We start from the raw sequence: 14,155 nt of genomic DNA on the forward strand, positions 1-14,155 counted from the left end.
AGACCAAGAGGGTGAACTTGTTTTGAAAATAGGAATTGTAGGTGCTACAGGATATGGAGGCACCGAACTTGTCAGGATTCTTTCGCATCATCCTCATGCAGAGGAATGCATACTTTATTCATCCAGCGGAGAAGGGAATGTCTATAGCGAGGGTTATCCTCATCTTACCGGCTTAGCGGATCAGCAGCTGAAGCCGATTGATATGAATACGATCAAACACGAAATAGATATCATGTTTCTCGCTGCGCCGCCCGGAGTATCAAGTGAATTGACTCCAAAGCTGGCAGACGCGGGAATTCCGGTTATTGATCTGTCAGGTGATCTGAGGATAAAAGAACCGGCTGAATATGAAAAATGGTATAAACGGACAGCGGCACCGAAGGCGGTGATTCAAGAGGCGGTATACGGTCTGGCAGAACTGAATCAACTGCAAATTCAACAGGCGAAACTCATTGCCAATCCAGGCTGTTTTCCAACAGCTGTTTTGCTTGGCCTCGCGCCATTGGCTCAAAAGAAACTGCTCGATGAATCTTTCGTTATCGTTGACGCGAAGACCGGTGTTTCCGGAGCGGGAAGAAAAGCATCCATGGGAACTCATTTTTCTGAGCTGAACGACAATTTTAAAATTTATAAAGTCAATGAACATCAGCACACGCCGGAAATTGAGCAGGCGCTGAATGAATGGCAGCCAGGTCTCGGGCCCATTACATTTTCGGCTCACTTGGTTCCGATGACAAGGGGCATCATGGCGACGATGTATACCAGATTAACCTGTGACCTAACCGCAGATGACCTGCATGATTTATATTCGGAATTTTACCAAGATTCATATTTTGTGAGAGTGAGGCCAAAAGGTCAGTACCCGCAAACGAAAGAAGTGTACGGCAGCAATTTCTGTGATATCGCCGTGACCCTCGATGAGAGAACGAACAGAGTCACGATCGTCTCGGTAATCGATAATTTAATGAAGGGTGCCGCCGGTCAGGCAGTGCAAAACTTTAATTTGATGAATGGCTGGAATGAAGAAACTGGACTCACCATCACGCCAATTTATCCATAGAACGGGAGAGAATCGAACCATGATTCAGTTAAGTGAAGATCAAATTGTAAAAGTAACAGGTGATGTATCCTCGCCAAAAGGGTTTCAGGCAAAGGGTGTGCATTGCGGACTGCGCTACTCGAAAAAAGACCTCGGCGTCATTATCAGCGAGACACCGGCCGTGAGTGCAGCAGTTTATACCCAAAGCCACTTTCAGGCTGCTCCGATCAAAGTGACACAAGACAGCTTAAAGCACGGACCGACACTGAAAGCCGTCATCGTCAACAGCGCCATTGCCAACGCCTGCACGGGAGAACAGGGCTTAAAGGACGCATACACAATGCGGGAGAGCTTTGCTTCACAGCTTGGCATTGAGCCGGAGCTTGTCGCTGTTTCATCAACGGGTGTCATCGGCGAGCATTTAGACATGGAAAAAATCCACGCGGGGATCGAACTGCTGAAAGAAACACCTGCGGGATCAGGCGATTTTGAGGAAGCGATTTTAACAACTGATACGGTGATCAAGCAGACGTGCTATGAACTGGCAATCGGCGGCAAAACAGTCACGATCGGCGGAGCGGCCAAAGGCTCTGGGATGATACACCCGAACATGGCCACGATGCTGGGATTTGTGACAACTGACGCGGCAATCGAAGAAAAAGCGCTGCAAAAGGCGCTTCGGGAAATCACTGACGTTTCATTTAACCAAATCACAGTTGACGGAGAAACATCCACGAACGACATGGTATTAGTTATGGCGAATGGCTGCGCCGAAAACGAGTGCCTGACAGAAGACCATCCAGACTGGCCGGTCTTTAAAAAAGCGCTCTTGCTCACTTGTGAGGATCTAGCTAAAGAGATTGCCAGAGACGGAGAAGGCGCGACAAAACTAATTGAAGCCCAAGTACAGGGAGCGAAAAACAATCTTGATGCAAACGTCATTGCCAAAAAGATTGTCGGCTCAAATCTTGTAAAAACGGCAGTATACGGAACAGATGCCAACTGGGGGCGGATCATCGGAGCCATCGGACACTCCGCAGCACAGGTGACGGCAGAAGAAGTAGAGGTTTATCTTGGCGGCCAATGCCTGTTTAAGAATAACGAACCTCAGCCATTCTCTGAATCTATCGCCAAGGAATACCTTGAAGGAGATGAAATCACCATTGTCATCAAGATGGCTGAAGGGGACGGAAACGGGAGAGCGTGGGGCTGTGACCTGACCTATGACTATATCAAAATTAACGCGAGCTATCGCACGTAATAAAGGGGAGCGAAATGAAGAAAACAATCGTTTTTAAATGCGGGGGAAGCGTCATCCGTGAGCTGTCGGAAGAATTTTATCAAAATCTGAAAGAGCTGAGGGCGTCAGGCTGGAAGCTGGCAATCGTACATGGCGGGGGACCGGAAATCACAAATATGCTGAAACGGTTAAATATCAAGACAGAGTTTTCGGGCGGACAGAGGAAAACAACGAAGCCGGTGCTGGAAGTGGCGGAAATGGTTTTATCCGGTTCTGTCAATAAATTTTTCGTTGCTGAGCTTGCCAAACACGGACTGCGAGCCGCGGGCATTTCTGGTAAGGATGGCGGTCTTTTGGAGGCTGATTATCTAGATCCGGAAACATACGGAGAAGTGGGAGAAATCAAAAAAGTCGATGCGTCCATGGTGAACGCGCTGATGGAAAATGGCATCATCCCCGTTATTGCGCCGCTGTCTATGACAAGCGACTGCAAAACGCTGAATGTAAATGCTGATCTGGCTGCTTCAGCAGTCGCCGGAGCGCTTGAAGCCGATAAGCTGATGTTCGTCACGGATGTCGATGGAATCATGAAGGAAAAGCAGCGTCTGGACGTCCTGACCCCTAAGGAGATTCAGATGCTGATCAAGCAGGAAGTGATCACAGGAGGGATGATCCCGAAGGTCAATTCAGCCTTGTCAGCTTTATCAGATCAGGTGTCTGAAGTCATGATCGTAAACGGTAAAGGATCATTCTTCGCAGAACAAACCTTTCAAGGGACAAAAATTGTCAAAGCAAAGGAGGCTGTTTCATGAGCAGCTTGTTTCAAACCTACGGCCGTTGGGATATTGACATCAAAAAAGCAAAGGGAACGTACGTTGAGGATCAAAACGGCAAAACGTACCTTGATTTCATTCAGGGGATTGCGGTATCAAATCTAGGACACTGCCATGAAGCGGTGACAGAGGCAGTCAAAAAACAGCTTGACAGCGTATGGCACGTATCCAACCTGTTTCAAAACAGTCTCCAAGAGCAAGCGGCGCAGAAGCTGGCAGCGCATAGTGCGGGAGATCTTGTCTTTTTCTGCAACAGCGGCGCGGAGGCGAATGAAGGTGCGATAAAGCTTGCCAGAAAAGCAACTGGAAAAACAAAAATCATCACTTTTCTTCAGTCGTTCCATGGCCGCACGTATGCAGGGATGGCTGCGACCGGACAGGATAAAATCAAAACAGGCTTCGGCCCGATGCTTGGAGGCTTTCACTACCTGCCATACAATGATCCTTCTGCTTTTAAAGCTCTTGGGGAGGAAGGCGATATTGCCGCGGTGATGCTTGAAACAGTGCAGGGAGAAGGAGGAGTCAATCCGGCGAGTGCTGAATTTTTATCAGCCGTACAGTCGTTTTGCAAGGAAAAGCAAGCCCTTCTCATCATTGATGAAATCCAGACCGGCATCGGACGGACGGGAAAAGGCTTCGCATATGAGCACTTCGGACTCTCACCGGATATCATCACAGTCGCCAAAGGATTGGGAAACGGCTTTCCGGTCGGCGCTGTCATCGGAAAAAAACAGCTTGGAGAAGCGTTTACCCTTGGTTCTCACGGAACGACTTTCGGAGGAAACATGCTGGCGATGGCTGCTGTGAATGCCACATTGCAAATTGTATTCCAGCCTGATTTTTTGCAAGAGGCTGCTGACAAAGGGGCGTTTTTAAAAGAACAGCTTGAGGCAGAGCTAAAGAGCCCTTTTGTTAAACAAATCCGAGGTAAAGGATTAATGCTTGGAATTGAGTGTGATGGCCCGGTTGCTGACATTATTGCTGAATTGCAGACATTAGGCTTGCTTGTATTGCCGGCCGGCCCGAACGTGATTCGGCTGCTGCCGCCGCTCACCGTGACTAAGGATGAAATAGCAGAAGCCGTCAGCAAGCTGAAACAGGCAATCCCTCATCATTCCGCTGTAAACCAGTGATTTTTTTTCGATATAAAGGCATAAAAATTCATTTTTATAATTAATTATTCATCAAGAGGTGGGCTGTTAGATGGAAGGTTATTTAGTGTTAGAAGATGGGACATCGTTCAGCGGCGAGCTGGACGGTCATGAAAACTGTACGGGAGAAGCTGTTTTTTTCACAGGAATGACAGGCTACCAGGAAGTGCTGACAGATCCATCGTATAAGGGACAGATTATTGTATTTACCTACCCGCTGATTGGCAACTACGGCATAAATGAAAAGGATTTTGAAAGCAAGAAACCGCAAGTAAAAGCAGCGGTTGTCTATGAGGCGTGTGATCACTTTTCTCATTATGAAGCGGTATACAGCCTCAAGGAGTATTTACAGAAATGGAACATTCCGCTGTTAACCCATGTCGATACGAGGGCTGTCGTGAAGAAAATTCGGGCAAACGGGACGATGGGTGCAACAGTCACAGCCTCTAAAGAAGGAGCTGAGATGGCCCTTCAACCCGAGAATGTGGCAGAGCAGGCTTCAGCCCAGGAAATCAGCACATTCGGCGACGGGAATAAACATATCGCTCTCATTGATTTTGGCTATAAAAAGTCAATCGCATCATCACTTGTCAAACGGGGCTGCAAGGTCACTGTGGTGCCATACAAGCAAATGGAGGCCGTATACAACATCAAACCCGATGGCATTGTGCTATCGAACGGACCTGGAGATCCGAAAGCCATTCAGCCATATTTAGGAAAGATCAAAAGCATCATCAGCCGCTTTCCGACTCTAGGCATTTGTCTCGGACATCAGCTGATCGCGCTCGCGTTTGGAGGGAATACTTTTAAGCTGCCATTCGGGCACAGGGGAGCTAATCATCCGGTCATTGACCGTGAGACGAAACGGGTCTTTATGACAAGCCAAAACCACAGCTATGTGGTTGATGAACAGTCGATTAATGAAGAAGAGCTCACGATCAGGTTTCATCATGTCAATGATACGTCAGTTGAAGGGCTTGCCCATAAAAAACTGCCTGTCATAAGTGTTCAATTCCACCCGGAAGCCCATCCCGGACCTGCGGAAAGCGAATGGATTTTTGATGATTATCTAAAGAATGTGATACCAGCAAGGAGAGAAATCGCGCATGCCTAAAGACACCAGTATTTCAAGCATATTAGTAATCGGCTCAGGCCCGATCATCATCGGGCAGGCGGCAGAATTTGATTATTCTGGCACTCAAGGGTGCATCGCGCTGAAGGAGGAGGGCTACCGGGTCATTCTCGTCAACAGCAATCCGGCGACAATTATGACTGATGAAGCCTTCGCTGATGAAATTTATTTTGAGCCTCTGACAGCAGAAAGCCTGACAGCCATCATTAAGAAAGAACGGCCTGATGGGCTTCTTGCCAATTTAGGCGGTCAGACCGCGTTGAATTTAGCGGTGGAGCTTGAAGAAACGGGTGTTTTAAAAGAGCACGGCGTCAAACTTCTCGGCACATCCGTTGACACGATACAAAAAGGAGAAGACCGGGAAAAATTCCGTTCGTTAATGAATGAATTAAAACAGCCCGTGCCGGAGAGTGAAATTGTTGATAACGAGGCCGATGCCCTCCATTTTGCGGAATCCATCGGTTTTCCTGTTATTATCAGACCAGCTTACACATTAGGCGGAAAGGGCGGAGGAATCGCCCCTGATAAAGAAGCCTTTACAGCTATGATTAAGCAGGCGCTATTAGCAAGCCCGATCAATCAATGCCTTGTCGAAAAAAGCATTGCCGGCTTTAAAGAAATTGAATATGAAGTCATGCGTGACAGCAATAACACATGCATTACCGTCTGCAATATGGAAAATATCGATCCGGTCGGCGTGCATACAGGTGACTCTATTGTTGTGGCGCCGTCACAAACATTGACAGACGAAGACTATCAAATGCTGCGGACAGCAAGTCTGACGATCATCTCAGCACTTGATGTTGTAGGCGGCTGCAACATTCAATTCGCGCTTGATCCATTCAGCAAGCAATATTACGTCATTGAAGTGAATCCGCGTGTAAGCCGGTCATCGGCTCTCGCGTCTAAAGCGACCGGTTATCCGATTGCGAAGATGGCCGCGAAACTGGCAGTCGGATACACCCTTGACGAGCTGAAAAATCCGCTCACAGGGTCGACTTACGCAAGCTTTGAACCGGCACTGGACTATGTGATCGTCAAATTTCCGCGCTGGCCGTTTGATAAATTCAAAAACGCAGACCGCAAGCTTGGCACAAAAATGAAAGCCACCGGTGAAGTGATGGCGATTGAACGGAATTTAGAAGCAGCGATACAAAAGGCAGCCGCGTCGCTTGAATTAAAAAATATCGGGACACACCTTCCAGAGCTCAGCGGGTTGTCAATTGATACGCTATGGGATTTGGCAATCACTCCGGATGACCGCAGATTTTTCGTTGTCATGGAGCTGTTGAGCCGCAGCGTCTCGATTGATGACATCCATGAAAAAACAAAAATTGATCCGTTTTTCCTTCATACCTTTGACAACATCATCAAATTGGAAAACCGCCTGATGGAAGCAGGGAGTGATCTCTCTTTTGAATTATTGAAGAAAGCAAAGGAAAAGGGATTCTCAGACGCAACGATTGCCTCGCTGATCGGCAAAACAGAAGAAGAGGTGCGCGCGTTTCGCAAGGAGATGGGCATTACGCCTTCCTTTAAAATCGTAGATACATGCGCGGCAGAGTTTGATGCGAAAACAAACTATTTTTACTCCACATATTTCGGAGAAACCGATGGAGACATCAGCCGCAAAGAGAAAAAACGCGCGCTCATTATCGGATCAGGACCGATTCGGATCGGCCAAGGCGTTGAATTTGATTACAGTGCCGTTCACGGCGTGCTGACACTGCAAGAGCTTGGGTTCGAAACCATCATGATTAACAATAACCCAGAAACGGTCAGCACCGATTATGAAATTGCGGATCGCCTGTATTTTGAACCGATGACAACGGAGCATATTGTAAACGTGGCGGAGCAGGAAAATATTGATTTTGCAATTGTGCAATTCGGCGGCCAAACTGCAATCAATGCTGCTGAAGCGCTCGAAAAAGCCGGCATTACTCTTCTTGGCACATCATTTCAAACGCTCGACGTGTTAGAGGATCGGGATCAATTTTATCAGCTTCTTGACGAGCTGGGATTGAAGCACGCAAAAGGAGAAATTGCTTATACAAAAGAAGAAGCCGCTTCAAAAGCGAGTGAGATCGGCTATCCGGTGTTAATCCGCCCATCTTACGTTATCGGCGGAATGGGCATGATCATTGTTGACTCGCAAGCCCAGCTTTCTCAGCTGCTGAATGATGAGGACAGCATGCCATACCCGATTTTGATTGATCAGTATGTGTCTGGAAAGGAAGTCGAAATTGATTTGATTTCCGACGGCGAGGATGTCTTTATCCCGACATATACCGAGCATATTGAACGGGCGGGTGTCCATTCAGGGGACAGCTTTGCCATTCTTCCCGGGCCGTCCATCACGAGCGGGCTACAGCAGGGCATGAAAGATGCGGCACAAAAAATTGCCCGAAAACTTTCATTTAAAGGCATCATGAACATTCAATTTGTGATCGACAATGGAAACATACTTGTTCTTGAAGTGAATCCGAGAGCGAGCCGCACGGTTCCTGTCGTCAGCAAAGTAATGGGCGTTCCGATGATTCCGCTCGCCACACGACTGCTAGCGGGAGCGTCCTTAAAAGATCTAAATCCGGAAGTTCAAAATCATCATGGAGTTGCCGTGAAGTTCCCTGTTTTTTCTTCTCATGCGATCCAGGATGTGGATGTCAAGCTTGGGCCGGAAATGAAATCAACGGGAGAAGGCATGTGTGTCGCATATGATGCTAACAGTGCCTTGAAAAAAATCTATACAAGAGTCTGGAGTCAAAAAGGCAGCATTTATTTGCAAAACGTTCCGGAAGATGTGAAGGAGTTAGCAGAAAACGAAGGTTTTACAATACATGAAGGAACATTTGCCTCATGGATGGAACAGGAAGGAAAATCGCTCCACATCAATCTGAGCGGTTCTGAAGAAGCACGCAAAGAACGTTTGGAAGCCATGACGCACGGCATCCCCATCTTTACAGAAGAAGAAACTGTGCGGGCGTTTTTACAAAGCGGTTCTGGCCATCCGCAGCCTGTATCTCTCAAAGACCTCTATAAAAAGGAAGTGGCATCATGCACACAGTGACGCAAACCAGTTTATACGGAAAAGATTTATTGACGTTAAAGGACCTTAGTGAAGAGGATATAAACGTCTTGCTCGCAGAAGCCGGTGAGCTGAAACAAAACAAAATTCAGCCTATATTCCATGGCAAAACCTTGGCGATGATTTTTGAAAAATCATCAACGCGGACCCGTGTTTCATTTGAAGCGGGCATGGCGCAGCTGGGCGGGAACGCCCTCTTTCTAAGCCAGAAAGATCTGCAGCTGGGGCGCGGTGAGACTGTCGCTGATACGGCAAAAGTGCTGTCAGGCTATGTGGATGCCATCATGATCCGGACCTTTGAACATGAAAAGGTGGAGGAACTTGCCAAAGAAGCTGACATTCCGGTGATCAATGGACTTACCGATAAATACCACCCATGCCAGGCGCTGGCGGATCTCTTGACGATTAAGGAGATAAAAGGGAAGCTTAAAGGCGTAAAAGTCGCATACATCGGTGACGGAAATAACGTGGCGCACTCCTTGATGATCGGCTGCGCGAAAATGGGCTGTGATATCTCGATCGCTTCGCCAAAGGGATATGAAGTGTTAGATGAAGCAGCTGAAGCGGCAAAAACATACGCACTTCAATCCGGCTCTTCTATCACGCTGACAGATGATCCGATTGAAGCTGTAAAAGACGCGGACGTGATTTATTCTGATGTGTTTACAAGCATGGGGCAGGAAGCGGAAGAGCAAGAACGTCTTGCTGTCTTTGCGCCTTATCAGGTGAATGCGTCGCTGGTCAGCCATGCCAAGCCTGACTATACATTTTTACATTGTCTCCCTGCGCATCGTGAGGAAGAAGTGACTGCGGAGATTATTGACGGGCTGAACTCTGCAGTGTTCCAGCAGGCGGAAAACCGTCTTCATGTGCAAAAAGCACTGCTGAAGGCTATTTTATATAAAGGGGAATCATCAAAAAACTGCTGAGCCAAACTCAGCAGTTTTTTTGATGGCAACATATTCACAGCCGCTTAGGCGCATACTACAGCAAAAAGGAAAAGGAGGAAAAACAGTGGGACAGCAGCACCAATTCCGGCCCGGACAGAAAGCGCCTAATAACGGTGTCTACGTAGAAATCGGCGAGACAGGGAGCATGGTTAAAAACCCTCAAAAGGTCCATCTGTCAGCAGGGGAAATGTTTCCCGAAACATCAAACCACAACCGGCTGTGGACCTACAAAAGAAAGCCGTGACCACTAAAAAACCCAAAACAATAAATGTTTTGGGTTTTTGGCTTTTTAATGCTGGCTTGCATTTTTGTTCATAGGCATGATTTCTGCTAAAACCATGATTAAGACATACAGTACAACAGCAATGACAGATGATGTTTTGAAATTATACGTAACGCTGTTCATGCTTGCAACCAAGTAGCATGCCATATGTGATAAAAGGAACGTCCAAATAAAGGCAATAATATATCGCACGTTTCCACCTCGTCCTTCTCATTCTATTCTAAAAGTTATCATACCATACAAAAAGCGAAGGGGGAATCCAATTTTAGCAGAAAGTGAGGTGACAAAAGAGTCTGATTCGTCACACTTTAATGGTAAAATATAAAACGTCAATCAGTATAATAGCCAAAAATGTAAAAGGCTAGGACTTTACCTTATTCGTTTCTTTTCTATTTACATAAGATAGCGTGAGATGAAGTGTGAAAGGAGGCGGGCAAGCGATGGGAATAACGGAAAGATACTTTCAACTGGGAACGGAGCATAATGTCATTCATCTGCCCTATCGCCCGAACGGCTTCGGCATCTTTATCTTGGGGGACAGAACCCACTTTGTCGGACATGATTCAAGCTTTTGGCAGCAGCATTATGGCAGAAATCAGCTTCTGAGCATGTTGATGAATGAAGGATACACTCTTTTTAACAGCAATCTGTTCGGAAGGCATTGGGGGGCGGAAAAAGCAGTCACCTATGCCAAACAGCTGATACATTCTGTGCTGAAGCAGGAAATCCTCAATCCGAAGATTCATATTTTAGCAGAAGGCATGGGTGCTCTCGTGGCCGATGAACTGCTTCGTTTTTCCCCGGATCATATCCGCTCAGCCGCAATGTTGAATCCTTGTCTCGATCTTCAGGCACATTATGAATCGGAAAAAGAAAATAAATTTTTCTATAAACAATTTTTGAAAGAAGTATCGAAAAGCTACGGAATTTCTGAAAAAGAAGCGGAAGCGCTTCGTTATAAAACAATTCAAAGCTACCCGAGCGGCGTACCGGTTCATATATGGCAGCGTATGACCGGATCTCCATATCCCTACAGTGTACATGCAGAAGTTTTCAAGGAAAAACAGCAAAAGCAAGGCTCACCGGTCGACATGACATTTCATTTATTTGAGCATCCAAGCAGAATTTATGCATCAATTTGCAAATTCTTTCACAGTCATGAAAAAGAATTATAGAGAATATAATGACAACAGCCTTCTCTTTTGCGGAGGCTGTTTTGTTTTGGGAAATGAAAAACCGGAAGGGCGGCAGATGCAATGGAATCAACGCTGATTGTAGGTGCGGACGAATTTTTCGGCCTTTCATTATGTGAGCGAATGATGGATGAAGGCATACATGTTGACGTTGTTCTGGCGGAAACAGAAGATAAAATGAGACAAATGTACTTAGAAGAAAGACTCATGTGGCTTGGGAGAAATGAACTCTTTCGCCAGCTTGAACACATTGGAGACCAAAATTATGATACAATTTGTATCCAGTTCGGAAGTTTTTTGCCTTTAGACCAATGTGATTCTCCTTATATTTTAGTATATGAAGAAGACCGAAAAGAATGGGAAAAACGTGAAAAAACAGGCTCGGAAAAAACCGTGATCCTGCCGAAAATGTATGGGCCATGGAAAGAAGAAACAGAGGAAGACGGCTATTATACAAATGACGTCGCTGACGAGTTGCTGAGATTCCTGTTAGAACCAAGCCGTCATAGCAAAGATCAGCTTTTTGAATTGCAAGTCACAGAAAAAACCTCAAAAGAAGAAGCAAAAACAAAAATTATCGAGTGGAAAAGACAATTTTCATCAATTTTCGACAAATATTAAGAAAAACCTTCCATGTTTCGAGTTTTCTAGATACAATAAACGTATAAAAATAAACATGTTATAGCTTGTCAAAAGGAGTTGAACATGACTTGATCACAAGGCTTGTCATGATCTTTTCTGTCCTCCTTTTATTGAGTGGATGTGGACAAACTCCGTTCAAAGGAAAAATTGAGAAGGTCGGCATGCTCTTTCCTGATACGATTAATGACCTCGTATGGGGCACAAAAGGGTATAAAGGATTACTGAATATACAATCCAAATACAATGTGGACGTCTATTATAAAGAAGGCGTTAAAACAGAAGAAGATATCATAAATGCGATTGAGGATTTTCATAAGAGGGGCGTCAATCTGCTCTACGGCCATGGGAGTGAATATGCTGAGGTGTTTAACTTGGTCGGCGAAGATTATCCAGATATGGAATTCGTCATTTCCAATGCGAAAGCGAAAGCTGATAATGTAACGAGTGTCCATTTTAGCGGGGAAGCAATGGGCTTTTTTGGAGGAATGACTGCTGCCCATATGTCGAAAACGAATCAGGTCGGTGTAATTGCTTCCTTTACGTGGCAGCCTGAGGTTGACGGTTTTATCAAAGGGGCCAAGTATGAAAATCCGGATATAGAGGTAAATACGAAATATACGGATCATTGGGATGATGATACAACAGCAGTAAAGCTTTATCAGAAAATGAAGAACGAAGGCGCGGATGTTGTGTATCCCGCCGGAGACGGGTATAATGTTCCTGTTATTCAGCAAATCAAAAAAGACGGTCTTTATGCCATTGGCTACGTCACAGATCAATCGGATTTGGGCGAGAATACCGTATTAACCAGCACGGTGCAAAATGTGGACAAGGCCTATGAAATCATTGCTGAACAATTTAATAAAGGCACCCTTGAGGGCGGCGATCATTACTACGACCTGAATACGGGAGTCGTTGAGATGGGAACATTCAGCCCGCTCGTCGACAAAGACTTTCAGCAAAGAATCGCCAAGCTGATCAAAACATACAACAAAACAGGCGAGCTGCCAAAAAACGAATAATGGAGTGACGTCACATGCAGCACGAAAAATCACTTGAATTCTTGCAAATTGCCATGAAATATCTCCCTGAAGCGAAAGAACAGCTTGAGAAATCAGGCATTGAGCTCTCAATGGAGGCCATCCAGCCGTTTATGAATCTATTTACAACGGTAATGGCGGAAGCTTATGAGCTTGGCAAGTCTGACGCTAAATCTGAAACAGAATAAGAAGAAGCCACTTTTTTGAAAGTGGCTTTTCACATGATTTTCTTTTTAATAGCGGAGAGCATGGGCGCAAGCTCCTTTAAAGCGGGCTTGATTTGATCAAGAGAGTTCATAATTGAACCGATTTGGTCCATAATATGCATGTAATTAATCGTCTCTTCGTCGTTTGTCTGAGAAACCTGAGAAACTTCCTCTTGCTGTTCCTCCTCCTTCTCTTCTGTTGGTTTTGCTGCATCGCCGAACATCATTCTTGAAAACACATCCAACTGCATACGCCTCCTTTCCATATACCATACTCTATGAGTAAGATGAACTGATAGTTTAGACGAATATATTGCCATGTGAAAAAAAATAGGATAGAATTAGTACCTGATACTAATAATTGATCACAACCTGATTGATCTTCTAAATTTAAGATATAAAGGAGTCTTCCCTTATGAAAGCTGGAATACTTGGTGTTGGACGTTACATTCCTGAGAAGGTTTTAACAAATCATGATCTTGAAAAAATGGTTGAAACTTCTGACGAGTGGATTCGTACAAGAACAGGAATAGAAGAAAGAAGAATCGCAGCAGATGATGTGTTTTCATCACATATGGCTGTTGCAGCAGCGAAAAATGCGCTGGAACAAGCTGAAGTGGCTGCTGAGGATCTGGATATGATCTTGGTTGCAACTGTTACACCTGATCAGTCATTTCCTACGGTCTCTTGTATGATTCAAGAACAGCTCGGCGCGAAGAAAGCGTGTGCTATGGATATCAGCGCGGCTTGTGCGGGCTTCATGTACGGGGTTGTAACCGGTAAACAATTTATTGAATCCGGAACCTACAAGCATGTTCTAGTTGTCGGTGTAGAGAAGCTCTCAAGCATTACCGATTGGGAAGACCGCAATACAGCCGTTCTGTTTGGAGACGGAGCAGGCGCTGCGGTAGTCGGGCCAGTCAGTGATGACAGAGGAATCCTTTCATTTGAACTAGGAGCCGACGGCACAGGCGGTCAGCACTTGTATCTGAATGAAAAACGACATACAATCATGAATGGACGAGAAGTTTTCAAATTTGCAGTCCGCCAAATGGGAGAATCATGCGTAAATGTCATTGAAAAAGCCGGACTTTCAAAAGAGGATGTCGACTTTTTGATTCCGCATCAGGCGAACATCCGTATCATGGAAGCTGCTCGCGAGCGTTTAGAGCTTCCTGTCGAAAAGATGTCTAAAACTGTTCATAAATATGGAAATACTTCTGCCGCATCAATTCCGATCTCTCTTGTAGAAGAATTGGAAGCCGGTAAAATCAAAGACGGCGATGTGGTCGTTATGGTAGGGTTCGGCGGAGGACTAACATGGGGCGCCATTGCAATCCGCTGGGGCCGATAAAAAAAGG

General features: G+C 45.7%; 15 protein-coding genes. 13 read left to right on the forward strand and 2 right to left on the reverse strand.

Annotated features, from left to right (window positions below; translation table 11 throughout):
- The first annotated feature begins 22 nt into the window (after window positions 1-22).
- From argC to NSQ16_RS05960, 8 genes are all read left to right on the forward strand, one after another.
- Window positions 23-1,060 carry an N-acetyl-gamma-glutamyl-phosphate reductase gene (gene argC / locus NSQ16_RS05925; protein ID WP_003232991.1) on the forward strand — a complete coding sequence of 346 codons (1,038 nt, stop codon included), beginning with the start codon at window positions 23-25 and terminating at the stop codon, window positions 1,058-1,060.
- A 19-nt stretch (window positions 1,061-1,079) separates the two neighbouring features.
- Window positions 1,080-2,300: a bifunctional ornithine acetyltransferase/N-acetylglutamate synthase gene (gene argJ, locus NSQ16_RS05930; RefSeq protein ID WP_003232989.1), complete on the forward strand. Its 1,221-nt coding sequence runs from the start codon at window positions 1,080-1,082 to the stop codon at window positions 2,298-2,300.
- A 14-nt stretch (window positions 2,301-2,314) separates the two neighbouring features.
- Window positions 2,315-3,091 (forward strand): acetylglutamate kinase, encoded by a 777-nt coding sequence (gene argB, locus NSQ16_RS05935; protein ID WP_003232987.1) that lies wholly within the window; start codon window positions 2,315-2,317, stop codon window positions 3,089-3,091.
- The gene (locus NSQ16_RS05940) at window positions 3,088-4,245 is read left to right on the forward strand and encodes an acetylornithine transaminase (RefSeq protein WP_230488453.1); all 1,158 of its coding nucleotides are present in this window, start codon (window positions 3,088-3,090) and stop codon (window positions 4,243-4,245) included. Before argB ends, NSQ16_RS05940 begins: the two co-directional genes overlap by 4 nt.
- A gap of 70 nt (window positions 4,246-4,315) precedes the next feature.
- Window positions 4,316-5,377: a carbamoyl phosphate synthase small subunit gene (locus NSQ16_RS05945; RefSeq protein ID WP_230488454.1), complete on the forward strand. Its 1,062-nt coding sequence runs from the start codon at window positions 4,316-4,318 to the stop codon at window positions 5,375-5,377.
- Window positions 5,370-8,462 (forward strand): carbamoyl phosphate synthase large subunit, encoded by a 3,093-nt coding sequence (locus NSQ16_RS05950; protein ID WP_339232609.1) that lies wholly within the window; start codon window positions 5,370-5,372, stop codon window positions 8,460-8,462. Before NSQ16_RS05945 ends, NSQ16_RS05950 begins: the two co-directional genes overlap by 8 nt.
- Entirely contained in the window at window positions 8,450-9,409 is a 960-nt protein-coding gene (gene argF, locus NSQ16_RS05955) for an ornithine carbamoyltransferase (protein WP_327837727.1), read from the forward strand. Before NSQ16_RS05950 ends, argF begins: the two co-directional genes overlap by 13 nt.
- Window positions 9,410-9,494: 85 nt before the next feature.
- A complete protein-coding gene (locus NSQ16_RS05960) occupies window positions 9,495-9,674 on the forward strand; it encodes a YjzC family protein (protein ID WP_003245356.1) in 180 nt (59 codons plus the stop codon).
- A 45-nt stretch (window positions 9,675-9,719) separates the two neighbouring features.
- On the opposite strand, the gene NSQ16_RS05965 is transcribed toward NSQ16_RS05960, so the two are convergent.
- Window positions 9,720-9,905, reverse strand: coding sequence for a DUF2929 domain-containing protein (locus NSQ16_RS05965; protein WP_003245236.1), 186 nt, complete (start codon window positions 9,903-9,905; stop codon window positions 9,720-9,722).
- 248 nt (window positions 9,906-10,153) lie between these two features.
- Here NSQ16_RS05965 and NSQ16_RS05970 point away from each other — a divergent pair, with 248 nt between their 5' ends.
- The 4 genes from NSQ16_RS05970 (at window position 10,154) to comZ (ending at window position 12,776) form a co-directional block, all read left to right on the forward strand.
- Window positions 10,154-10,888, forward strand: coding sequence for a hypothetical protein (locus NSQ16_RS05970; protein ID WP_033883595.1), 735 nt, complete (start codon window positions 10,154-10,156; stop codon window positions 10,886-10,888).
- Between the two features lie 81 nt (window positions 10,889-10,969).
- Window positions 10,970-11,527: a hypothetical protein gene (locus NSQ16_RS05975; RefSeq protein WP_014479435.1), complete on the forward strand. Its 558-nt coding sequence runs from the start codon at window positions 10,970-10,972 to the stop codon at window positions 11,525-11,527.
- Between the two features lie 89 nt (window positions 11,528-11,616).
- Window positions 11,617-12,570 (forward strand): transcriptional regulator Med, encoded by a 954-nt coding sequence (gene med / locus NSQ16_RS05980; protein ID WP_014476425.1) that lies wholly within the window; start codon window positions 11,617-11,619, stop codon window positions 12,568-12,570.
- A gap of 14 nt (window positions 12,571-12,584) precedes the next feature.
- Window positions 12,585-12,776, forward strand: coding sequence for a ComG operon transcriptional repressor ComZ (gene comZ, locus NSQ16_RS05985; RefSeq protein ID WP_003224559.1), 192 nt, complete (start codon window positions 12,585-12,587; stop codon window positions 12,774-12,776).
- A 29-nt stretch (window positions 12,777-12,805) separates the two neighbouring features.
- Here comZ and yjzB read toward each other — a convergent pair whose 3' ends face one another.
- Complete coding sequence (gene yjzB, locus NSQ16_RS05990) at window positions 12,806-13,045, reverse strand: spore coat protein YjzB (RefSeq protein WP_003232972.1); 240 nt, start codon at window positions 13,043-13,045, stop codon at window positions 12,806-12,808.
- 164 nt (window positions 13,046-13,209) lie between these two features.
- Here yjzB and fabH point away from each other — a divergent pair, with 164 nt between their 5' ends.
- A complete protein-coding gene (fabH, locus tag NSQ16_RS05995) occupies window positions 13,210-14,148 on the forward strand; it encodes a beta-ketoacyl-ACP synthase III (protein ID WP_003232971.1) in 939 nt (312 codons plus the stop codon).
- The last annotated feature ends 7 nt before the right edge of the window (window positions 14,149-14,155 follow it).

It is taken from the genome of Bacillus sp. PS108, from assembly GCF_037963335.1.
GTDB lineage: Bacteria > Bacillota > Bacilli > Bacillales > Bacillaceae > Bacillus > Bacillus subtilis.